The organism is Flagellimonas sediminis, assembly GCF_010500845.1.
In the GTDB taxonomy this organism is placed as follows: Bacteria; Bacteroidota; Bacteroidia; order Flavobacteriales; family Flavobacteriaceae; genus Flagellimonas; species Flagellimonas sediminis.
This window is the reverse complement of sequence record NZ_JAAAMI010000001.1, coordinates 404959-429047: the sequence shown is the minus strand read 5'-3', so window position 1 is coordinate 429047 and position 24089 is coordinate 404959. Positions and strand designations below refer to the sequence as shown.

20 protein-coding genes are annotated in these 24089 nt (G+C 44.6%); 14 read left to right on the top strand and 6 right to left on the bottom strand.

Features of this window, described 5'->3' with window-relative positions:
- Nucleotide 1 precedes the first annotated feature (1 nt).
- The 4 genes from GTK07_RS01840 to GTK07_RS01825 form a co-directional block, all read right to left on the bottom strand.
- Nucleotides 2-304 (bottom strand): helix-turn-helix domain-containing protein, encoded by a 303-nt coding sequence (locus tag GTK07_RS01840; RefSeq protein WP_163632456.1) that lies wholly within the window; start codon nucleotides 302-304, stop codon nucleotides 2-4.
- A 139-nt stretch (nucleotides 305-443) separates the two neighbouring features.
- Nucleotides 444-1613, bottom strand: coding sequence for a hypothetical protein (locus tag GTK07_RS01835; protein ID WP_163632454.1), 1170 nt, complete (start codon nucleotides 1611-1613; stop codon nucleotides 444-446).
- 6 nt (nucleotides 1614-1619) lie between these two features.
- Entirely contained in the window at nucleotides 1620-2870 is a 1251-nt protein-coding gene (locus tag GTK07_RS01830) for a site-specific integrase (protein ID WP_163632452.1), read from the bottom strand.
- Between the two features lie 786 nt (nucleotides 2871-3656).
- Nucleotides 3657-4583 (bottom strand): LysR family transcriptional regulator, encoded by a 927-nt coding sequence (locus tag GTK07_RS01825; RefSeq protein WP_163632450.1) that lies wholly within the window; start codon nucleotides 4581-4583, stop codon nucleotides 3657-3659.
- Between the two features lie 93 nt (nucleotides 4584-4676).
- On the opposite strand from GTK07_RS01825, the gene GTK07_RS01820 reads away from it, so the two are divergent.
- The 6 genes from GTK07_RS01820 to GTK07_RS01795 all read left to right on the top strand — a co-directional run bounded on the left by GTK07_RS01820 (nucleotide 4677) and on the right by GTK07_RS01795 (nucleotide 14530).
- Entirely contained in the window at nucleotides 4677-4985 is a 309-nt protein-coding gene (locus GTK07_RS01820) for a hypothetical protein (RefSeq protein ID WP_163632448.1), read from the top strand.
- A gap of 242 nt (nucleotides 4986-5227) precedes the next feature.
- Entirely contained in the window at nucleotides 5228-6697 is a 1470-nt protein-coding gene (locus GTK07_RS01815; RefSeq protein WP_163632446.1) for a proton-conducting transporter transmembrane domain-containing protein, read from the top strand.
- Nucleotides 6694-9045, top strand: coding sequence for a DUF2309 domain-containing protein (locus GTK07_RS01810; RefSeq protein WP_163632444.1), 2352 nt, complete (start codon nucleotides 6694-6696; stop codon nucleotides 9043-9045). The genes GTK07_RS01815 and GTK07_RS01810 overlap by 4 nt, the downstream gene beginning before the upstream one ends.
- Nucleotides 9046-9344: 299 nt before the next feature.
- On the top strand, nucleotides 9345-11063 hold the full coding sequence (locus GTK07_RS01805) for a GMC oxidoreductase (protein WP_163632442.1): 1719 nt from the start codon (nucleotides 9345-9347) through the stop codon (nucleotides 11061-11063).
- The gene (locus GTK07_RS01800) at nucleotides 11063-11716 is read left to right on the top strand and encodes a gluconate 2-dehydrogenase subunit 3 family protein (RefSeq protein ID WP_163632439.1); all 654 of its coding nucleotides are present in this window, start codon (nucleotides 11063-11065) and stop codon (nucleotides 11714-11716) included. The genes GTK07_RS01805 and GTK07_RS01800 overlap by 1 nt, the downstream gene beginning before the upstream one ends.
- A 201-nt stretch (nucleotides 11717-11917) precedes the next feature.
- The gene (locus GTK07_RS01795) at nucleotides 11918-14530 is read left to right on the top strand and encodes a M14 family metallopeptidase (protein ID WP_163632438.1); all 2613 of its coding nucleotides are present in this window, start codon (nucleotides 11918-11920) and stop codon (nucleotides 14528-14530) included.
- Between the two features lie 68 nt (nucleotides 14531-14598).
- Here the strand turns inward: GTK07_RS01795 and GTK07_RS01790 are convergent, their stop codons facing one another.
- Nucleotides 14599-15354, bottom strand: a complete 756-nt coding sequence (locus tag GTK07_RS01790) for a sulfite exporter TauE/SafE family protein (RefSeq protein WP_163632436.1) — start codon at nucleotides 15352-15354, stop codon at nucleotides 14599-14601.
- Between the two features lie 68 nt (nucleotides 15355-15422).
- Between GTK07_RS01790 and GTK07_RS01785 the strand changes: the two genes are divergently transcribed.
- The gene (locus GTK07_RS01785) at nucleotides 15423-17231 is read left to right on the top strand and encodes a sodium:solute symporter family protein (RefSeq protein WP_163632434.1); all 1809 of its coding nucleotides are present in this window, start codon (nucleotides 15423-15425) and stop codon (nucleotides 17229-17231) included.
- On the opposite strand, the gene GTK07_RS01780 is transcribed toward GTK07_RS01785, so the two are convergent.
- A complete protein-coding gene (locus GTK07_RS01780) occupies nucleotides 17228-17818 on the bottom strand; it encodes a riboflavin synthase (RefSeq protein ID WP_163632432.1) in 591 nt (196 codons plus the stop codon). The genes GTK07_RS01785 and GTK07_RS01780 overlap by 4 nt on opposite strands.
- A 58-nt stretch (nucleotides 17819-17876) precedes the next feature.
- Between GTK07_RS01780 and pdxA the strand changes: the two genes are divergently transcribed.
- From pdxA to GTK07_RS01745, 7 genes are all read left to right on the top strand, one after another.
- Nucleotides 17877-18929 (top strand): 4-hydroxythreonine-4-phosphate dehydrogenase PdxA, encoded by a 1053-nt coding sequence (gene pdxA, locus GTK07_RS01775; RefSeq protein WP_163632430.1) that lies wholly within the window; start codon nucleotides 17877-17879, stop codon nucleotides 18927-18929.
- 110 nt (nucleotides 18930-19039) lie between these two features.
- Complete coding sequence (locus GTK07_RS01770) at nucleotides 19040-19573, top strand: YceD family protein (RefSeq protein WP_163632428.1); 534 nt, start codon at nucleotides 19040-19042, stop codon at nucleotides 19571-19573.
- 7 nt (nucleotides 19574-19580) lie between these two features.
- Nucleotides 19581-19781 carry a 50S ribosomal protein L32 gene (gene rpmF / locus GTK07_RS01765; protein WP_119640925.1) on the top strand — a complete coding sequence of 67 codons (201 nt, stop codon included), beginning with the start codon at nucleotides 19581-19583 and terminating at the stop codon, nucleotides 19779-19781.
- A gap of 173 nt (nucleotides 19782-19954) precedes the next feature.
- A complete protein-coding gene (locus GTK07_RS01760) occupies nucleotides 19955-20950 on the top strand; it encodes a beta-ketoacyl-ACP synthase III (protein ID WP_163632426.1) in 996 nt (331 codons plus the stop codon).
- 26 nt (nucleotides 20951-20976) lie between these two features.
- Nucleotides 20977-21462 (top strand): acetyl-CoA carboxylase biotin carboxyl carrier protein, encoded by a 486-nt coding sequence (gene accB / locus GTK07_RS01755; protein WP_163632424.1) that lies wholly within the window; start codon nucleotides 20977-20979, stop codon nucleotides 21460-21462.
- Nucleotides 21463-21551: 89 nt separating this feature from the next.
- Nucleotides 21552-22910, top strand: coding sequence for an acetyl-CoA carboxylase biotin carboxylase subunit (accC, locus tag GTK07_RS01750; RefSeq protein ID WP_163632422.1), 1359 nt, complete (start codon nucleotides 21552-21554; stop codon nucleotides 22908-22910).
- Nucleotides 22911-22945: 35 nt separating this feature from the next.
- The gene (locus GTK07_RS01745) at nucleotides 22946-24064 is read left to right on the top strand and encodes an NAD(P)/FAD-dependent oxidoreductase (protein WP_163632420.1); all 1119 of its coding nucleotides are present in this window, start codon (nucleotides 22946-22948) and stop codon (nucleotides 24062-24064) included.
- Nucleotides 24065-24089 lie beyond the last annotated feature (25 nt).

Here is a 24089-nt window from a genome sequence, read left to right as displayed (position 1 = left end):
CTTATTTAGATGTTGGCCTTCTCAAGTGTGGGTTTCTTTTCGCGTATTCCAAAAGCTCTTTTTTGGAATAAAAAGGAGAGTCACCGATTTGGTAGTAGGGAATCTTCTTTTGTTTTTTCCACTTAATGAGGCATTGCTCGGATTTGCCAAGAAATTGGGCCGCTTCTTTTTGGGTTAATCGGTCTTCTTCTGATAGAAGCGGTGATTCAGATACTAAGGAAGTTTTTTGGAGCCTTTTTACAACAAGCTCAATGGTGTTTTCCAAGTCTTTCTTGGTAAAACCATATAGAATAGGGTTTGACATAGTTAAGCGATTAAATGTGAAACTTAGATTTTCACAGCTAAACTATGTTCAATAAAGCCCCAAATTGACTTACCAACTACTCTTGGTAAGTTTTATGCCTCAATTACTTATTGCTTCGTTGAGAAACGGTAAACATTAATTATAAGGGAGGTAAATCTTTGTCTATGGCAGTATTAATTTTTCGCATTGTATCTGGGTGAAGGGATTTCCTATGCTTGTACGTTTCCGAAAAGTTGCGGCGAATTGTTTCTGATGAAAGCAAACAATTTTCAACTAGAATCTCTACAATTTCAGCAAGCTTAGAATCGGTGTTAAATTCCTTTCCCAGGATTACTTTGCGGTCCATTAAAAAGCGTAGAAATGCAATGAATTCTTTGGTTTCATCATCCGTTAAGTCTATGCTATATGGAGTGAAGATGTTTTGACAGTTGTATTTTTCTTTCTCATATATACTAAATCCAGTGAAAAAAGCCACAAAACGAACAGCTTTGAACCCGTTCAAATTTTCTTCGCCATAACTGTGCATTATCTTGACAAATTGCTCTTGTGTTATCCTTGGATTTAATAGTATTCGATACCTCAAATTAATATTATGGATTTCCTTATTTACCTTGTTAATATCCATTTTAAGGCCTTTCGCATCAAGTTGTACCCCATTATCGGTAATGTTGATGTTAGTGATTATAGCCTGTTTTACACTATCGATATTGTTCAAAATTGATGGTATGGAGGCATACTTTGACGCAATGAAGAAAGCTCTTTCAAAGGGAGTTTTGTAGTTCAAATGGTCTCGAATCCACCCTGATTTTTTACGCTTGTTTGATACTTCATTTACAAATCTGGGAAAGTCCAATTCTGAAATAAAGCTCGTTTTAAATGTTGTTGAATTTAGCTCTTCCAAAAGTATGCGTTGCCATTTGGGACTATTCTCAAATTGCTTTGCAAATTTCTTGAGGTTCAAATCCTTCGAAAGGATTGATTCTAAAACATATTGATGGAATAGTCTTTGGTCCTTTTCTCCAAAAAGCTTGAAGGATGCAGTGTAAAAATTAGAATACTTTATGAATTCAAAAGTCTTGGAAATTCTTTTAAGTGCTTTTGGATAAAAGACACCCACTGCTATGAATGTTGCGATAAAAACAAGTGCTTGTACTTTTTCGATTGTCATTTGACTTGATGTAAGTCCATCATAATCGTCAATGATCATGCTAATAAATATTCCAAAGGAAATAGCAGGAAAGAATAATAGTAGTGTATATCTATTGTGGAAAATTGATTTGAAAATGAAGTAGTTGTAATATAGTTTCATAATGGCTTAGTTTAAGGTGGCACTTATTTTATTCCAAGTATTCTCCATTTCCTTCTGTTTAAAACTTTCGGAAACATCAACGTAGCGCTTAAATGAACGTTCATCGCTGTGGTTAGAGATTTCTTTTATAACAGCTTCCTTCATGCCGAGCATTAGGCTTAGAGTAATGAAGGTTTTTCTTGCTGTATGACTTGTAATCAATTTGTATTTGGGTAATGTAATATCGACTCTTTTTTGACCTATGTACCTGGTGGTCGTTGTAGGTGTAATGATATTGGCTCTCTTGCAACATGTCTTAATATGTTCGTTGACCTTTTGATTGGAATAAGCGGGAAGAGGCTCATATATGGAGTCTTTGTACTTTTCTAGTATGGCCTTTGCATAAATGTTCAAAGGAATTGTCTGGTCGATTTTACGTGTTTTAACCACGTTAATTTTGATATGGTTATCATAGATGTTCGAGGATGATAAATGTTTAATGTCGCTGTATCTAAGTCCTGTGAAGCAGCCAAAACAATAAAAGTCCCGGATCATATCAAGTTTTTTGGAATGGAATTTAAAGTTGTAAAGGCGCATCAATTCTTCTTGGGTCAAATAAATCACCTCAATACGGTCTTCGGTTCTTTTGAATTTCTTGAATTCTAGATTTTGATGGTAGCCTCTTTCAAAAGACCAATTCATAAAGGTTTTAATAATGGCGACAAGTTTTCCAAAGTAGTTGTTCAGTGTGTCCCGTTCTTCAAAACAATAGTCCCGGAATTTTTCATAGAACTCCATATTTATAGTATCAAAATGGAGTGGATATGAGGTATAAGTCTGGAACTGCCTTAAAAATCCTTTTACTGTCTTATACTTTTTGATGGTCCCAAGGGCCTTTGTCGTCCTTCCGGACTCAATAAATTCTGAAAAGCTTTCAAAGAATTGTGGGGCAAGCGAATTTTCACCAAATGTCTTATCATTAAGCTTCTGCTCAAAAAGGTCTTTTGAAGGATTCCTTTGGTTTAAATGAAAATACCGGAATATAGAATGAACCTTATCTGAAAAGTCATCCAATATTTGATTGTACTCAATGTGATAGTTGTAAGGTTCCCCTTTTGAGTTAGGCCGGATTCGTTCCTTTTTCCAATGTTTAGGCAGTACTTTAACACCGTTGATATTTTTCCTAAACCGTTCCCCATTAAAAGTGGCCACTGCCCTAATTGGTAGAGTTCCATCCTTATTCTGCTTGTCTTTTCTAATAGTAAAAGTTAATTGCATTTAATGTAGTTTAATCTAATATGGATTAATATGGACTAATGTACGTTTAAAGGGGGGCAAAATAGGGGGCAAATAACACCATATAAAATGATAAAATCTGCTAAATAGAATTCGCCTAATACCTTATGTGCTATAAGTTAAGCAATTATATCACATGAAAAACCATGAAGCTAAAAAATAGGTCCAGGTGGGACCACTTAAACAAAGATAAGCCTTTCAAGCAATTGGGAGGTTTTTCTTTTTTTTCGGGTACAACATAGGTACAACAAGGCAATTTACTAGACCTATTCTAAAACAACCATTGAGTTTATGAGTGAATTGACAAAACCTTCCTAAAAAAAGCGACCCGTTAATTATACAACATTTTCAATATAACTTTTGATTGGAGATTGACTAGTTTGACAATTCATGAGCAATAAAGGATTTTTCAACATCTAGTACTGTTTTAACGTAATTGATTGATAATAAAAATATTCAGCAATAAGGTAGATATTATTATCGCTGAAAGACAGATTGGATTCCTTGTCCTAAATAATCAATATCCAAAAACCTTTCTAAGAATAGAGAACTTTTCTTCCAGATTATTATAGTGTTAAATCTCTAAATACAATTGTTCTTTTCAATTTGCTTTAATGTTTAAGTTATGGCGCGACCATATTATCACCCATGCTCAATTCTCACTTGTTATCAACAAAATGATAATCATCAAAAGTGGATGTAAAAAGTTATGAATAAAAGCTTCTTTCTAGCATCAAAAAGAATTGCTTAGGAATTTATCATCCAAAATCAATTAAAATCATGTATCCACTCAAAATGTTCTGCAATGATCTGATGTTTGTTTTGGCCCAAATATTCCAAAAAAGCAACGGCAACAGGGGACAGGTTCTTTGATTTCAACCAGATCAGGTTCCAGTTCGTGATGATGGGCAGACCCTTGATCGGGACGATTTTAAGGTCTTGGTTCCTCAGTGCATTTTTGATGCCGATTAAAGGCATGATGGAACAGCCCAATCCGGATATCACGGCCTGTTTGACCGCTTCATTGGAGGTCAGTTCCATTTTCTTCACTACGGTATAGTTGTTCCTGTCGACGAAACCCTCCATGGCGTTGCGGGTGGCGGAACCCGGTTCCCTGTAGATCAAGGGAATGTTCTCGAACAGGTTTCTCTTGATGATGGACTTGGGTAAAGTCCTATCATAATCGCTTACATAAAATAATTTATTGGGCATCAGTTCCATGCGGTCCACGTGCAATTTTTCCGGTAATACTGAGACCAGGGCAAAATCCACCTCATTTTTTTCCAAGCTTTGCACCACAATGGATTTATTGGTCACATCCATCACAAGTTCCACGCCCTCATGCCTCCGCATAAAGTCCGACATAAAATACGGCATTACATACTTACCGGTGGACACCACCGAAATCTTCAACCGACCAAAAAGTTTCCCCTGATAGGCAAGTGTTCGGTAATTGATCTCGTGCACTTGGTTCAAGATCTTCTCCGCGGCGGTGGCGATCTCCTTACCGAAATCTGTGATAAAAAGTCGCCTGCCCACCACTTCGGTCAACGGAATCGGGAATTGATCTTGAAAATTTTTCAATTGGATTGATACCGCAGGCTGGGTCAGGTGGAGTGCTTCGGACGCTTTTGTAATACTCTGTAATTCAGATATTTTCAAGTATATCTGAAGTTGGTGCAAGGTATAATTCATAAATATTATTAATGTTTAATATTATAAATATAAATAAAAATTAATGTAGTTTATATGGCATCTTTGTCCGTGAAAACTTAAAAATCGAAAAATATGAAAACCAAAGAATTGCCCGGAACCTTTACAGACCAGCGTACCATTCGATTGGTCAAGGGATCCTTCACAGCGTCCGAGGCGACGGATGTCATTTTCTCTTTGATCGAGGAGAAAATCAACTTTCACAAACTCCAAAGACTGACCCAATGGGAAGGAAACCATAGTAGCGAGTCCCCTCAATTGAACCAACGTATCGACGAATTGGAGCAGGAGAAGGAAACTGCAAGGCGCATCGTGGAACTGGCCCGGAGCAAGGGAAAAAATGTAAGAATCAACGGTATTTTGGAAATGCAGTTGGAAGATTGACCCCATTTACTAACAGCGCCACATTCCAAAAACATGCAAAACATTAAAAACACCTTTACATCGATACTGGGCATTCTTTTAGTTGCTGTCCTGATTCTGATGTCTTACCGGCATGGATCCATCTTCATGGAACAAATCCTCATGTGCAGTTTTATATTGGCAACGGGTCTAATGGCCCGGCTGAGGAGCGGGATCCAAAAAGGAAACCAAGAAAAGGAACAACACCATCATTAAATCCTAACATGGAGCAAAACACTATCAAAGACCAAAAACAAAGGGCAAGCGAACAAAGGAAAGCGCTTATCGCCCGCGTGACCCCGATCCTCTTCTGGATTTTGTTCACCTGCAATCTGATGTTCATCGGCCTGAGGTATCCAGATCTTCCCACCTGGAAAGTGGGACACCTCTTTCGAATCAATGGATTTTCACAATTGCTTTGGACCACTGTCTCTTTCTTTGGTGCCGTCGTAAGTACCTATGCCAGTGCCTATATCAAGCACAAGGGACAATTGTCCACTTTTATGTGGCTGTCATCGGCCTTTACCTTCTCCGTCATGTTATTGGTGATATCCGAGCACCTAGCCATTTTGATCGGGAGTTGGTCGCTCATGGGCCTTTTAATGTCTAGACTGATCGGACTGGATACCTCATGGGGGGAAGCCAGGGAAGCCAAGACCCTTTCCAGACGCTACTTTTTGACCGGAAGCCTGTTATTGGGCGTTGGGGCCGGATTGCCTGCCTACTGGAGCGGCAGTTACACCCTGGACGGACTCACCGCTAATTGGGAGGGGTTGCCCAACGCTGTAATCTTCATATCGACTACGTGCATCATCCTGGCTGCTTTGATCCAATCCGCCATTTTTCCCTTTCACAAGTGGTTGTTATCCGCCATGACCGCACCGACCCCTGCCTCGGCCCTAATGCATGCTGGATTTGTGAACGGTTCCGGAATCCTATTGTCCCTGTTCGCCACCTTGATGATTGCATCCAACACCTTGGACATCCTTTTCATCATTGGGGGATTGACGGCCATTGTGGCCCAGTTCACCAAACTGATCCAAGTGAACGTAAAACAACGTTTGGCCTGTTCCACCATAGCCCAAATGGGATTCATGATCATGCAGTGTGGCCTTGGCTTTTTCAATGCTGCCATCACCCATTTGATCCTACACGGGTTCTACAAAGCCTCCTTGTTCCTGTCCTCTGGTGAGGAAATCCAACGTTCCCATCCCACAACCCCGCCCATTATACAGATCAAATGGTTCCAAGCCATCATCGTCGCACTTTTCAGTTTGGTTGGTGCCGTACTTTTTGCCCGATGGACCGGAAAGGGTATGGATTGGGACAGTGGTCTATTTCTGACCCTAGTGGCTTCCTTGGCAGTGGGCCAGGCCACCTATAACATTGTCAAACAACAAGTGCTCACCGGATGGCAAAAACTGGCACTCCCTCCCTTGCTTTTCCATTTGGGAATAGGGATGTATGCCCTATCCTATAATGGGGTAACCGCTTTGATGTCGGATATGGCCGTATTTTCGGTCCACATGCCGGTATCCCCATTACAGATTGGTTTCGGGGCCGTGTTCCTAATCGGTTTCTTCCTCATGAAACTTGGGGTCTACCGCAAAATCCCCTGGATTTATGTATGGCTGATGAACCTGTCCCAACCGCATCAAAAGACTATTTTAACGTACAAAATTCAGAACCAATGAACCCTAATACGATAGAAAACCTTATTGAAAATGCGGCCAGGTGTGTCGGAAGGACATGGCCCCTATACTCCTTCGTGACCTCAAATCCCCTGAGCGGACTGGAAGGAACATCCTTCGTGAAAGCAGTTCGTCAGGCCAATACCATTTTCGGCTGTAAGGTCTTCCCGACCGCTGACATGTACCGCCAAGCTCTCGATAGGAGGGAAATCGACCCGGTGGTGCTCGAAGGACTGCTTGTGGAAAAAGGGTATACGATGTGCTTGGACGATTATCTCGAATTGATGGATGCCCCCACCTCCAGGGAGGTCAAAAACCCGCATCACCTCCTGGACCGATTGATGGTCAAATGGTTGGCTAGCTTTATGGACGAAGGGTTGGCCGAATGGGAGATGCCCTATAAGAACGAAGGGTTCTACGGAGCCTGGAGAAAATTGGTGCGCTATGATGGGATGATGGGCAATAGCCGATTTTCGACCCTCCCCCAATCCCATGAAGAAGCTTTGGCACAACTGGTTTCGGGACATGACCAGGCCTTTATCCAAGAACTTTTTACCCATCATTTGGCGTCCTTACCGGGCTGGATGGGCTACATCCAACATCGGACCCAAAACCTACCCTTGTGGGACCAGCAATACCCTATAGACCTTGCACACTATTTGGCGGTCCGGTTATGGTCAGCAAAGCTGCTCGATCTTCCCCTTACCGTGGACCAACGACCTACTGGCAAGGACCAGTGCCACTTCGAACTGAAATATCTATGGTTGAAGGCTTGGGAAATATCCTGGCAGAATACACTGATCAGGGACCTTGGCACAACAACGAAAAAAAAGCGGGAAAAGAATCCCGAAGTCCAAATGGTCTTCTGTATCGACACCCGATCGGAGTCCATCCGAAGACATGTGGAGGCCAGCGGGAACTACGAAACCTTCGGTTATGCGGGATTTTTTGGCATAGCAATGGATTACGAAAGTCCCGGTAACGGTCATGTCCACAAGGCCTGTCCACCCATAGTGCCCTCCAGTTACGTGGTAAGGGAAACGGTAACCCAGGCAAAAAAGGAGGCCAAAAAGGACTTCGACCGAAGGTACGGTCTTCGCGTCTTTTGGAACTACTTTTTAAAACGCATGAAAAACATGTTGCCCTCCACCTTCGGATTTGTGGAAGGTGCTGGATTCCTCTATGGTATGAACCTGGTGTCCAGGACCCTCTTGCCGGCAACGTTTTATCGCAGGTACAGCCACAAAAAAAACCATGAGTCCATCAGCGAGCCCGAATTAGTCGCCTGTCAGGACCAAGGACAACAAATACCCCTGGAAAACAAGGTGGCCATTGTCAAATCGGCCTTTGACCTGATGGGCTGGGAGCGATTTGCCCCATTGGTCCTATTCGTAGGACATGGCAGCCAATCCGCGAACAATCCTTATGGTTCCAGTTTGGACTGTGGTGCCTGTGCCGCAAGCCCGGGAAGGCACAATGCTAGGATGTTGGCCCGGTTGGCCAATGAGAAGGAAGTGAGGAAGATCCTAAACGAACAATTCCGATTGGAAATTCCTGAAACAACGCTTTTCCTCGGTGCGGAGCACAATACCACAACGGATGAAATTGTCGTTTTTGACGCCCACGCCCCTGAAAGTCATGCAAAGGCCCTATATCTGATACGGGCCAACTTGGCCAGGGCACAGCGCTCGGCAACACGGGAAAGGTTGGGGGCATATGAAAACAGTGTGGCCCGGGCGCAACGCAATGCCGGTCATTGGGGGGAAACAAGACCCGAGTGGGGCCTGGCCAAAAACGCGGGCTTTGTGATCGCACCCCGAGCGGTGACAGAGGACCTCGACTTGGACGGAAGATGCTTCCTGCATTCCTACGATTGGAAGTTGGACAAGAACGGTACCGCCCTGGAGGCAATCATGCAGGGACCCATGGTGGTCACCCAATGGATCAACAACCATTACTACTTTGCCACGGTGGACAACGAAAAATTTGGTGGAGGAACCAAAACTACCCATAACATAACAGGTAAATTCGGGGTGGTACAGGGCAACGGCGGCGACCTTAAAATGGGTTTGCCCTGGGAATCCCTCTTCCAAGGGGAATCGTATCCCCATCACAAACCCTTGAGGTTGTCGGTGGTGATCCAGGCCCCTCTGGACCGCGTGACCTTAATCCTATTCAAAAATGATCACTTGAAGTCACTGTTGGATCATGGGTGGATAAACATGATTGTAATGGATGCTGAAAATGGAATGGTTTCCTATCGTTATGACAAACACCGTATTTGGAGGGCAATGGACCAAATGGGAACATCCAAAGGGATATCCCTCAAAATAGAAGAGATATTGGTTTAGGAACCATTTTCATGGCACTACTGAGGGTAAGGGAGGTAGGGATTATCCTTTTCGGCACCTCCCTTGTATCCCTAAATCCAAGACACTATTTTGGAAGGTTTTTTTATTTTAACATAAAACAGCAAAAGCGTGGTTTTAACACTTATTTCCTTTTATATCCCTACTTCCCACAGGGCTTTCCAAAACTCCGTTCATCCCATGCATTGCTATTTTTAGGGGTAAAGGTTTGTTATTCAGAGAAACATCTTTGAACCATAAAGTAATTATTGGTAAATTGAGCCAACATAAGATTATACTAAATGAGCAAATTTTATTTCAACGATGAACAGGAATCCTACGATGCCATTGTGGTGGGCACGGGCATCAGCGGCGGTTGGGCCGCCAAGGAACTCTGCGAGAACGGTCTCAAGACGCTTGTCTTGGAGCGTGGCCCGATGAAAAAACACCGAGAGGACTACCCAACGGCCAATTTGGATGCCTGGGACCTTCCTCATCGCGGACAGTTGACTCGGGAACAAAAAGCCCGACAGGAAAAACAGTTGCGAACCGGTTATTTGGGCAATTCCGCCCACAACTTTTGGTTCGTGGACGATGTGGACCATCCCTATAACGAAATTAAACGTTTTGATTGGCAACGGGGCTACCATGTGGGTGGCCGTTCCATCATGTGGGGTCGCCAAAGTTACCGCTGGAGCGATATCGACTTCAGTGCGAACAAGAATGATGGTATTGCCGTGGATTGGCCCGTTCGCTACAAGGACATCGCCCCTTGGTACGATAAGGTGGAAAGCTATATCGGTGTATCCGGAGAGGCTCTGGGACTCCCACAATTGCCCGACGGGCAGTTCGAGCCCATGATGGAACTCAACTGTGTGGAGCAAGTTGTTCGTGAAAAAGTAGCTGATAGTTTTGGTGGTCGAGTTGTTACTGCCGGTAGGGTTGCCCATATCAACAGTGACAAAAAATTTGAAGGTGACGGCCGCGTGCGCTGCCAGTACAGGAACCGTTGTATCCGTGGATGTCCTTTCGGAGCCTACTTTAGCAGTTTGTCATCTACTCTGCCCGCTGCAGAGAAAACAGGAAACCTAACCCTAAGACCGGATAGTATAGTACACGAGGTCATCTACGACCCCAATACGCAAAAGGCAACGGGAGTCAAGGTGATCGACAGGGAGACCAAGGAAGAGTTCGAGTTCAAGGCCAAGGTGATCTTCCTTTGTGCCTCTGCGATCGCTTCCACTTCCATCTTGATGCAGTCCAGATCCGACAGGTTCCCCAATGGTCTTGGAAATGATTCCGACCAATTGGGAAGAAATGTCATGGACCATCATTTGGGTGTTGGCGCCTCTGGAAAATATGACGGGTTTGAAGACAAATTTTATAAAGGAAGAAAGCCTAATGGTATCTACATCCCAAGGTTCAGGAACCTGGGCGGTGATTCCGATATGAAGACCTTTAAACGTGGTTACGGGTACCAAGGTGGTGCCGGAAGGGGCAATTGGGAACAGACCGTAGCCGAACTTTCCTATGGAAAAGAATATAAGGACGCCATGATGAATGCAGGTGGATGGACTTTCGGTATGGGAGGTTTTGGAGAAGTTTTGCCTTATGAAGACAACCGAATGACCCTTGATTACGATAAGAAAGACCAGTGGGGACTACCTACTGTTACCTTCGATGCGGAATTCAGGGACAATGAATGGAAAATGCGGGAAGACATGAAAGAACAGGCGGTAGAAATGCTTACCAAGGCAGGGTTAAGGGATGTTCAACCGTTTGACAATCCAGGAGCCCTCGGCTTGGGCATCCACGAGATGGGCACGGCCCGTATGGGCCTCGACCCGAAGACCTCGGTGGTGAACGGGAACAACCAGGTGCACACCTGCAAGAACGTGTACGTGACCGACGGTGCCTTCATGGCCTCGGCCAGTTGCGTGAACCCCTCGCTCACCTACATGGCATTCACCGCAAGGGCCGCCAACCATGCCGCCCAGGAACTCAAAAAAGGAAACATATAATGGAAAGAAGATCAGCACTCAAGAACATGGGGATGGCCTTCGGCTACGCCGTGGCGACCCCTACACTGTTAAGCCTGCTCCAGGGCTGCAAGGACAAGCCCGCCTATTCGGAGTGGGTCCCCGCCTATCTGGACAGGGGACAGGGACAGGCCCTGGCCACCACCCTGGACGTGATCCTTCCCAAGACCGATACCCCCTCGGCCACCGAGGTGAACGTGCACGGCTTCATCGACGCCTACCTGGACCAGGTGATGCCCCTTGAACAGCGGGACTTCGTGATGATGAAGATGGGTAAGTTCTACGACAGGGCACTGGAGGGTTCCGGCAAGACGGAGCTGGCGGAGCTGGAGGCGGAGGACATAGAGCCGGTACTGGCCACCTACCTGAGGAAGCGCACCGAGGAGGAGGAGACGGCCCATTCCGAGGCCGTGATGAGCTACATGCAGGCCATCATGCAGGGCGGCGAGGCCACCCTGGACGAGGAAGTGGCGCGCTACACCTTCGCCAACGAGCTCAGGGACCTGGCCACATGGGCCTACAAGTCCTCGGAGAAGGTCGGCGAGGAGGTACTCGCCTACCTGCCCATACCCGGGGAGTACATCGCCTGTGGGGACCTACAGGAACTCACCGGCGGAAAGGCCTGGTCCGAATAGGAAACACGATACACAAAACAAAAGGGCCTCCCAACCGGGAGGCCCTTTCAAATAAGGGAAATGTGACAATATGATGATTTTTAACCCGCTTGATCACCAAACCTCAAAAAAAGTATAAGTAAAGGCAATTCTATGTCCAACCGTTTAATTTCCTCCTCGCTAATACTTAATTTTCAATCCAATTCTAACTAATTCAAAAAAATGACTTTTAAAATTGTAAACCTTAAGGCATTGCTGTTTTCAGCAACGATGTCTTTGGCATGCGCTTTATCCATGGTTGCGCAAAATGTGCCATCCCCCAAAGACGTTTATGGCTTTCGGGTAGGAGACGACTACAAACTGGCAGATTATGCCCAAATAGAAGATTACTTGACCAAATTGGACAATGCTTCCAATCGTGTAAAGAAAATTGAAATCGGTGAAACCGTCCTAGGCCGTAAAATGTATCTTCTGTTCATCTCCACGGAAGAAAATTTGGCCCAACTGGATAAATGGAAGGACATCAGTGCCAAATTGGCCCGCGCCCGAATCAGTGATGATGAGGCCACAAGGCTTTCCGAAGAAGGTAGGGCCATTGTTTGGATAGACGGTGGGATGCACTCCACGGAGCTGGCCCACGGACAAATGACTTCTGAATTGGCCTACACGTTGGCCACTTCCGAAACAGCGGAAATGAAAAAAATCAGGGAAAATGTGATTACCTTGTTAATGCCCGTTATGAATCCTGATGGGTTGGACATTGTTGTGGATTGGTACCGTAAAAATCTGGGTACTGCCTACGAAACTTCGCATCCACCGGTTCTTTACCATTACTATATGGGGCATGACAATAATAGGGACTGGTTTATGAACAATATGCCGGAAACCTATAACGTGACCAAAATATTGTACAATGAATGGTACCCGCAGATTGTGTACAACCACCATCAATCCTCTCCAGCGTGGACCAAAATTTCCATTCCACCCTATGCTGATCCGGTTAACCCGAACATTCATCCAGCTATTACTGCCGCAGTAAGTGAAGTAGGTTCTGCAATGTCCAAAAGATTCTCGTTGGAAAACATGCCGGGGGCCATCGCAGATAACTTTTATACCATGTTCTGGAACGGAGGTGGGCGTACGGTACCTTACTATCACAACATGATCGGTATTTTGACCGAAACAGGACATACCACTCCCACACCAAGGTTTTATGACCCTGAAAAACTTCCAAAAACAGTAGCAGGTACTCCAACGGATGGTACCGATATCATGTATCCCGATCCTTGGAAAGGAGGAGAATCTCATTTTAGGGATGCCGTGGATTATATGTTGACGGCCACCTGGGCCACCTTGGACCTTGCCGCCGACCGTAAGGAAAATTACCTGTACAATATCTACAAAATGGGTAGATCTGCCATTGAAAAAGGCAACAAGGAAGGGCCCTTTGCCTACATCATTGATAAAAACCAATGGGATTCCTTTGAAGCGGTGAATCTTGTAAACGTGTTGCTACGCGGCGGTGTTGAAATCGAAAGGGCCACCAAGGATTTTACCCTAAACGATAAAAAATACGAAAAGGGAACCTATATCATCTATTCCGGTCAGGCATTTAGACCGTATTTGACCGATTTGATGGAGAAACAAAACTATCCTACCCGTTTTCAATATCCAGGCGGACCTCCGGATACCCCTTATGATTTGGCAGGATGGACCTTGCCTTTGCAGATGGGTGTAGATGTGGACAAGATCAAGGAATCTTTCAAGGCGCCTACTGAAAAAGTTGCCGGATTGGTAAATTATTATGAAGGAAGTGTGTCAAAAAGTGCCTCTTTTGGGTATGCGTTGAGCGCGAACACCAATGCTTCCGTAGCAGTGACCAACAAAGTATTGAAAGCAGGTGGAACAGCATACAAAGCCATGACCGAGTTCAAATCTGGAAAAGTGACTTTTCCCGCCGGTTCCTATATTGTATCTGGTGACAATGCTCTAATTGAGTCCTTGAGCAAGGAATATGGCCTGGAATTTACGGGATTGATGGCAAAGCCAGAAGTGCAATTGAAAAAAATCCATTCGCCCAAAGTAGGGCTTTACAAATCTTGGGTTTCCAATATGGATGAAGGATGGACCCGTTTTGTGATGGACGAGTACGCTTTTGATCTTGACACCCTTCATGACAAGGACATTAAAATGAAGGACCTATCCAAATATGACGCCATCATTATCCCATCCCAGCGACCGAATTCCATTTTGCACGGCCATAGTGTTTTGGACATGCCCGAACAATTTACAGGTGGTGTTGGATTGGACGGTTCCATGGCATTGAGCAACTATGTGAAAGAAGGGGGAACTTTGATTGCTTTTGATGAGGCCAGCGATTTTGTCATCGAACAATTTGGTTTGCCTTTGCGTGATGCAGTGGAAGGTGCGGACAGCAAGGATTTCTTTATTCCCGGATCGTTGATCAGAACCGGAATAGACACCACTAATCCTTTGGCGTTCGGGATGAAGGATACCGTTGCGGTTTCGTTCAACAGAAGCCGTGCCTTTGTGATTGATAAACAGAACAAAACCGGAGAGGGTGGCAAAGAGGACATCAAGGATGCCCCGGCACCTGATGTAAAGGTAATCGCCACGTATGCGGCCAAGAACCTGCTGATGAGCGGTTGGGCCATGGGCGAAGAACGGTATATTGCCAAAAAACCTGCCTTGGTTGAGGCCAAGTACGGAAAAGGCAGCTGTATTTTGTTTGCCTTTAGACCACAGTTCCGTGGGCAACCCAGAGGAACATATAAGCTGATTTTCAATGCGATATACGAAGGAGCTTCGGAATAGGAAGACCTTTTCTTAAGTACAAAAGCCCCATCCATTGATGGGGCTTTTTATTTTTTAACGCTTTAATCTTACTTAAAAAGAATCGCAAGGGCCCCGATGGCCGTTACCACCAAAATAAAACGTTTGTAATTTTTCTCGTTGATTTGTTTCACCAAAAATACTCCCAGGACCAATCCCGCTAAAATTGCCGGCAGCAACCTAAGATTGATGGCCAAACTTTCCTCGGAAATGGTGTTCCATACCCATATATGAAAAGGCAGTTTAAAGAGATTCGTAATCAAAAACAACCAGGCCGCCGTGCCTACAAATTCATTTTTCGGTAAGCGCATCGCCAAAAAGAAAATATTGGTGAAGGCTCCTGCCAAATTGCCGATCATGGTACAAATGCCGGCCAAAATACCCATCGTGCCCGCAAAAAGCCAATGGGTGGGTACGTTTTCCGATTTTCTTCGGTCCCACCAAATTAACATGCCCAAACTCAAAAAAATGACTAGGGCCATGCCCCATTTGAATTCTTTTTCAGGAAGATCCTTACCTATGACAACCCCGATTAAGATTCCGATGACCATCCAAGGTATAAACCGATAGATGTATTTCCACTGGGTATGACGATTGTAATACACCACGGCAAACACATCGCCCACCAATAATAAAGGAATGAAAATACCGGTAGAGGTACGGGAACCGAAGGCAAGGGCCATCAGGGTAACGTTAAAAATGGACATGCCCTTGAGCCCCGCTTTGGATACGCCCATTAGAAAAACAGCGGTGGTAGCCATGGTCCAAGCGGTTATCGAAATATCGGAAAGGGAAGAAAGTAGCATGAAGAAGTATTGGTCGTGTACAAAAGTAACCCAAAAAGGCTATCTTTATCTCTTGCCAAACCAAACATATGGAACTTCAACTTATAGATTACATTATCATTTTTGGGTTTTTTGCCCTAGTACTTTTTATCGGGATCTACGTATCCAAAAAATCTGGAAAGGATTCAGCCGAGTACTTTTTGTCTGGGCGTAGCATGCCCTGGTGGCTCTTGGGATTGTCCATGGTGGCCACCACATTTTCTACAGACACGCCCAATTTGGTAACCAATTTGGTGCGTTCCAATGGGGTTTCTGGAAACTGGGGCTGGTGGTGCTTTTTGTTGACGGGGATGTTGACCGTTTTTGTGTACGCAAAGCTTTGGAGAAAATCCAACGTGAATACGGATTTAGAATTTTATGCCATTCGATATGGAGGCAAACCCGCCAGTTTTTTAAGAAAGTTCAGGGCGATTTATCTCGGTGTCCTTTTTAATGTGATCACTATGGCCTCCGTTACTTTGGCGGCAATTAAGATCGGTGGGGTCATGTTAGGCCTTGATCCATGGGTGACCGTGGTAAGTGCAGGTCTAATCACCGTTATTTTTAGTGCCTTGGGTGGATTTAAAGGTGTGGTCTACAGTGATTTCTTTCTCTTTTTTGTAGCCATGGCAGGAGCTATTGGAGCAGCCATCTATCTAGTCAACCTCCCAGAAGTAGGTGGATTACAGGCCATTCTGGAAAATGAGAATGTAAAAGGGAAATTGAGTATTCTTCCCGATTTCAGTGATAAAAAAGCATTGATCACGGCATTGATCATACCATTGGCTGTTCAATGGTGGAGTTCTTGGTACCCAGGTGGGGAACCAGGTGGCGGGGGCTATATTGCACAGCGTATGTTGGCCGCCAAAAATGAAAACCATGCCATTGGGGCAACCTTCTTTTTTAATATCATGCACTATGCCTTGCGTCCATGGCCTTGGATTTTAGTGGCATTGGCATCGTTGGTGGTTTATCCGGACATTGCTAGCATCCATGAAGCATTCCCTAATGTAACCGAAGATAAATTGGGACATGATTTAGCGTATTCCGCGATGATGACCAAATTGCCAACAGGTCTTTTGGGAATTGTTCTGGCCTCTTTGGTAGCGGCATATATGTCTACTATTTCTACCCAATTGAACTGGGGCTCCTCTTATATTGTTTATGATTTTTACAAACAACAGATAAATCCCAATGCTTCAGAAAAGCAAATGGTAAATGTGGGAAGGATATCCACGGTAATATTGATGGTGTTAAGCGCCTTTTTGGCCCTGGCCCTTCAAGACGCCATGGGAGTGTTCAACTTGTTGCTTTCCTTTGGTGCGGGTACTGGACTGATCTTTATTTTACGTTGGTTCTGGTGGCGTATAAATGCATGGAGCGAAATTACGGCCATGTTTGCTTCCGGGATTTTGGCAGTACTATTGGAAACCACCTCCCTGCGCGAAGTCTTGTTTGCCCCAGAAACGGGGATTTTCCCTGAATGGGCCGATTTGCCCTTCATTATGGTGGTGACCTCTATTATATGGTTAACGGCAACTTTCATTACGCAACCTGAAAGTAAAGAAGTACTACGAAGCTTCTATCTCAAAATTCAACCTGGTGGTCCGGGCTGGTCCAAGATTGTGGATGAGGCCAAGGAGGACAACGTAGAAATCGTAAAGACTGATGAAAAATGGAGTGTGCCTTCAGGAATAAAGGCCATGCTATCCGGTGTCGTATTGATCTACTCCATCATGTTCGCAACTGGGTATTGGATCTATGGAGAGTACAAGTTGGCCATGGGACTTACCGTACTGGTTGTGGTTTCTGCCCTCGTGCTGTTAAGGGTTTGGAAAGGAATGAGAAACGTTTTTTAATCCCGAAGCGACAACAGCCTGGCCACATATTTTCCAACCACATCAAACTCTAGGTTAACCGTTGTACCCACTTTATAGGTATGAAAACGGGTGTGCTCGTATGTATAAGGAATAATGGCCACACTGAAGCGGTCTTTTTGGGAGTCCACAACCGTCAAGCTAACCCCATCCACAGTAATAGATCCTTTTTCAATGGTCACGTTGTTGAGTTTGGTATCATAGGAAAAGGTAAATACCCAGCTACCATCCTTCTGGTCAATGGAAGTACATACGGCGGTTTGGTCCACATGGCCTTGAACAATATGACCATCCAACCGGGCTCCAAGTACCATGGCACGCTCCAGGTTCACCTCGTTTTCCAAGGTTAGTTCATCGAGGTTCGTCTTGTTCAAGGTCTCTTCTATGGCAGTGACCGTATATTGGTCATCCTTCAAAGAAACCACAGTTAAACACACGCCGTTATGGGCAACGCTTTGGTCAATTTTAAGTTCAGATGTAATATCCGAAGAAATGGTGATGTGAAGATTACCCCCTTCTTTTTCAAGCTTTTCAACTTTCCCCAAAGTCTCTATGATCCCTGTGAACATGTGTATTATTAATTGACTAGTTTTGTAGTGCAAAAGTAGCCATAACGGCATTGATTATATGGAGGAAACGCAAAAAATAAAGCTGGGGATTTCCATTGGGGACATCAACGGCATTGGGTGCGAGGTGGCTCTCAAAACCTTTGAGGATGCAAGAATGTTGGATTTTTGCACTCCTATCCTATTTGCATCCAACAAGACCATTACCCAACAAAAGACCGATCTGGGTATCGATATTACCTTCAACGGGGCAAAGGATGCCTCTCAAGCCGTGGATGGGAAGATCAATATTGTAAACGTTTGGAAAGATGTTCCACAAATTGAATACGGACAGGCTACGAAAGAAGCAGGTGCACTGGCCATTCAGTCTTTAAAGGCTGCGGTAAAAGCATTAAAAGAGGGTGAGATAGATGTACTGGTCACCGCACCCATCAACAAGAACAACATACAGGCCGACGATTTTAAATTTCCCGGCCATACCGATTATTTGGCCAAGGAACTGAAGGGGGAAAGCCTGATGTTCATGGTTGCGGATTCCCTTCGTGTGGGTTTGCTCACCGATCATATTGCGGTGAAGGATGTGGCACAGGCCATTACCCCAAAATTGATCCGCAACAAAGTGGCCATTATGGAAAAATCGCTTCAAATGGACTTTGGCATCCGTAGACCTAAAATTGCCTTGTTGGGCATCAATCCACATAGCGGGGATAATGGAACGATTGGTGAAGAGGACGATAAGATATTGAAACCGGTGATCCAAGAACTGTTCAATAAAGGCACTCTGGTCTATGGTCCGTATTCGGCCGATAGTTTTTTCGGTTCCAATACCCATCAAAATTTTGATGCTATTTTGGCGGCTTATCACGATCAAGGCCTGATACCGTTCAAGACCCTTTCCTTTGGAAAAGGCGTGAACTATACCGCAGGGCTGGATAAAGTACGGACCTCTCCCGACCACGGAACTGCCTATGAAATTGCGGGAAAAGGCATTGCGGATGAGAGCTCGTTCAAGGAGGCTGTATTCATGGCCATTCAGGTGTTTAGGCACCGAATGGAGTATATGGAATTGACCAAAAACCCTCTTCAAAAGCAAAAGATCAAGCGTGGAGCCTAAAAAGTTGCACTATTTATAGATATTTGTTGGTGTTGGAATTGCAGTTTTGTAAATAAGTAGTATCTTTGCACCCGCCTTTAGAGGCTGGTACACAAACCTTAAGTGTAGAAATGATGAAGCTGAAAGAGTTTAATATCCCTTTTTCAGGTCTGAAGTTGGGAAAACATGAATTTGTGTACGAGATTGACGATGCGTTCTTTGAATCTTTTGATTACCAAGAGTTTAATGGGGCTTCAATCCACACCAAGGCCATCTTGGACAAGATGAGCACTATGATGGAACTGCGAATTGAAGCAGAGGGCACCGTAAACGTGGATTGCGATCTTACAGGGGAACCTTTTGATCAACCCATTGAATCGGACCTGCATCTCGTCATCAAATTTGGCGAGGAGTACAATGATGAGGATGATGAGATTTTGATCATACCCCACGGAGAGTTCCAGATCAACATAGCACAGTATATCTATGAAATGTTGGTTTTGGCAGTTCCGCAGAAACGGGTACATCCTGGAGTTGAGGACGGAACCCTAAAATCGGACATCTTGGACAAGCTTGAAGAACTCCAGCCAAAAGAGCAAAAAGAACCATCTGAAAAAACAGATCCCAGATGGGATGATTTAAAAAAGTTACTAACGGATAAATAGGTTTATAATGGCACATCCTAAAAGAAAGACATCAAAAACCAGAAGGGACAAGAGAAGAACCCATTACAAAGCAGTTGCGCCAACCATCGCAAAAGATAGCGTAACAGGTGAGATGCACTTGTACCACAGAGCACACTGGCACGAAGGTAAATTGTATTACCGAGGCCAAGTTTTGATTGACAAAGCAGAGGAAGAGACTGCAGCTTAATTGCATTCCTTTTAAAATAGACCGACTCCCGTTGCGTAACAGCGGGAGTTTTTTTATGGACCATAGTTAAATACAAAAACGGGCTATTTTTGACGGGAAAGTCATATAAAATGACTAATTTTCACCGCTTTTGGGTCAAATTTGAATGTTTTTGACAATAAAGAGAGGCTAAAATGAAGAAAACAACGGCAGCCATTACAGCTGTAGGAGGATATGTTCCAGAGTTCATCCTTTCCAATAAAATATTGGAAACCATGGTAGATACCAATGATGAATGGATAACCACACGAACTGGAATCAAAGAAAGAAGAATACTTAAGGAAGAAAATGCCGGAACATCTTTTATGGCCATCAAGGCCGCGGAAGATTTGATACAAAAAAGTGGGGTTGATCCAGCTGAAATTGATTTTGTATTGGTGGCCACCGCTACACCGGACCTTCCGGTTGCGGCAACTGCTGCCTATGTGGCTTCTGAGATTGGCGCGGTGAACGCCTTTGCCTATGATTTGCAGGCAGCTTGTTCCAGCTTTTTGTATGGAATGTCCACAGCGGCGAGTTATATCGAGTCCGGTAAATACAAAAAGATATTGTTGATCGGGGCAGATAAGATGTCCTCTATTTTGGATTATACCGATAGGACCACGTGTATCATTTTTGGTGATGGCGCAGGAGCCGTACTTTTTGAACCCAATGAAGAAGGATTAGGCGTGCAGGATGAATATCTTCGTTCAGATGGGATTGGAAGACAGTTTCTAAAAATTGATGCAGGGGGTTCCATTTTACCTGCATCCGAAGAAACCGTGAAGAACAAGCAACATTATGTATATCAAGATGGCAAATCCGTTTTCAAGTTTGCTGTTTCCAACATGGCCGATGTGGCCGCATTGGTAATGGAACGGAACAACCTTACCCATGAAGACGTGCAATGGTTGGTGCCACACCAGGCCAACAGAAGGATCATTGATGCCACGGCCAACCGAATGGGGGTTGAGCCCGCAAAGGTAATGGTCAACATAGACCGATATGGAAATACAACCTCCGCAACATTGCCCTTGTTGTTGTTTGACTACGAGAAGCAATTGAAAAAAGGCGACAATTTGATTTTCGCCGCTTTCGGGGGGGGGTTCACATGGGGAGCCATTTATTTAAAATGGGCCTATAATTCTTAATCACGCAACTAACAAAAACTTATTCGATGGACATTAAGGAAATTCAGAATTTAATCAAGTTTGTGGCCAAGTCGGGTGCCAGTGAGGTAAAGCTCGAAATGGAGGATTTTAAGATCACCATCCGCACCGGTGCCGAAGCAAGCTATCCCGAAACAACTATCGTACAGCAAATCCCAATGGCCCATGCGCCATCTGCACCAGTGGCCCACGCTCCTGTGGCCCAAGAAGCCACAGCTCCAGTAGCCCAAGCTCCAAAAGCCGAAGATTCCAAATATATTACCATAAAATCCCCGATCATAGGAACGTTCTACAGAAAACCATCACCTGACAAACCCTCTTTTGTGGAAGTGGGGAGCAATATCAGCAAGGGAGATGTACTTTGTGTGATCGAGGCCATGAAACTTTTCAACGACATCGAGTCTGAAGTTTCCGGAAAGATCGTTAAGATATTGGTGGATGATTCCTCCCCCGTAGAATTTGACCAGCCTTTGTTCTTGGTAGACCCATCATAGATAATTTTAAGTGCTAAATTTTAAATGACTAATTGTTAGTTATTTAAAACCATTTAAAATTTAGAATCCAGAATTTAAAATTGTATTCTATGTTCAAAAAAATATTGATTGCAAATAGAGGTGAGATAGCCTTGCGTATCATACGTACCTGTAAGGAAATGGGCATCAAGACCGTCGCGGTGTATTCCAAGGCGGATGAAGAAAGCCTGCACGTACGGTTTGCGGATGAGGCTGTTTGTATTGGCCCCGCACCCAGCAGCGAGTCGTATTTGAAGATTCCAAACATTATCGCTGCAGCGGAAATTACCAATGCTGACGCCATTCACCCAGGATATGGGTTCCTATCCGAAAACGCTAAGTTTTCCAGAATCTGTGCAGAGCATGATATCAAATTTATTGGTGCCTCCGGAGATCAGATAGATAAAATGGGAGACAAGGCGACAGCCAAGGAAACCATGAGAAAAGCTGGTGTACCAACCGTTCCAGGTTCCGAGGGACTTTTGAAAGATGTGGAGCACGCCAAAAAGGAAGCCAAGAAAATGGGCTATCCCGTAATGATCAAAGCCACTGCAGGTGGTGGTGGTAAGGGAATGCGTGCCATTTGGTCCGAAGAAGAAATAGAAAAGAACTTTGAAAGCGCCGTTAAGGAAGCCACAGCCGCCTTTGGCAATGGTGGTATGTACATGGAAAAGCTAATCGAGGAACCCCGTCACATTGAGATCCAAGTGGTGGGTGACCAATATGGAAAAGCCTGTCACCTTTCCGAAAGGGACTGCTCCGTACAGCGTCGGCACCAAAAGTTGACCGAAGAAACCCCATCGCCATTTATGACGGATTCCCTTCGCGATGAAATGGGTAAGGCAGCCGTAAAAGCTGCGGAATATATAAAATATGAAGGCGCAGGAACGATAGAGTTTTTGGTGGACAAACACCGAAACTTCTACTTTATGGAGATGAACACCCGTATTCAGGTAGAGCACCCCATCACAGAACAAGTGGTGGATTACGATTTGATCCGTGAGCAGATTTTGGTTGCCGGTGGTGTACCTATTTCAGGGAAGAACTACTATCCAAAATTGCACTCTATTGAATGTAGGATCAATGCCGAAGACCCTTATAACGACTTTAGGCCATCACCAGGAAGGATTACCACCCTTCATACGCCAGGTGGTCACGGGGTTCGTTTGGACACCCACGTGTACAGTGGTTATGTGATTCCACCAAACTACGATTCCATGATTGCTAAGTTGATTACCACTGCCCAAACAAGGGAAGAGGCCATCAACAAAATGCGCAGGGCATTGGACGAGTTTGTGATCGAGGGCATCAAAACGACCATTCCGTTCCATCGCCAATTGATGGACCATCCGGATTATTTGGCGGGCAACTATACCACCAAATTTATGGAAGGTTTTAAGATGGACCCAAAATATCAAGACGAACATTAATTTGAGACCCCGATGCAAGTCGGGGTTTTTATTTTATGCAACTGAGCTATTGGGAATATAAAACGTGGTTCTCCCACGTGGATTTTACCGTTATTGGCAGTGGGATTGTTGGGTTGAACTGTGCGTTTCAACTCAAACAAAAACATCCCAAGAGTTCCGTATTGGTATTGGAGAGAGGTAGCCTACCACAAGGGGCAAGTACCAAGAATGCGGGTTTTGCCTGTTTTGGTAGCATTTCCGAGATTTTGTCCGATTTAAAAACCCATTCCGAGGAAGAAGTGGTGCAATTGGTGCAGAAGCGTTGGGACGGCATCCAATATCTTCGCCAACTTTTGGGCGACGAGACCATTGGTTTTGAACAGCATGGCGGGCATGAACTTTTTGTGGAACACCACCCCGAAATGCATGAAAACTGCTTGCACGAAATGGAGAGGTTGAACAAAATGCTCCAACCAGTTTTTGGCGAAAATCCGTTCATGCTGAACCAGAATATTTTTGGGTTTGGGAATATCAAGGAGCACTACATCACCCATCAGTTTGAAGGACAATTGGATACAGGTAAGATGATGCAGGCACTTATCCGAAAGTGTTTTTTCAGTGGAATTCCTATTTTAAATGGGGTGGAGGTTGATGCTGTTCAGGAAACAGGGCAAGGCGCAACTGTTATCGCCAAGGATTTTGAGTTCTCGTCCAAAAAGGTATTTGTGGCCACCAATGGTTTTGCATCCAAGCTTTTACCTACTGAAACCATTCAACCGGCACGAGCCCAAGTGTTGATAACGGAGCCTATTAAAGGCCTGAAGATCAAGGGAACCTTTCATTTTGATGAGGGTTATTACTATTTCAGGAACATAGATGAACGTATTCTTTTTGGGGGTGGCCGCAACCTTGATTTTAAAGCAGAGGAGACCACTGAATTTGGTCAGACCCCAATCATTCAGGACCAATTGGAGCAATTACTAAAAGAGATGATACTGCCCCACCAACAGGTAAAAATTGACCGAAGATGGAGCGGCATCATGGGAGTTGGTGGTCAAAAGACCCCGATAGTCAAGCGTATTTCCAACTCCCTATGTTGTGGTGTCCGCCTGGGCGGTATGGGTGTTGCCTTGGGCAGTCTTGTGGGCAAGGAACTAGCTGAATTGGTCGATTGAAATAACTCTCACACTTTAAAAAGTA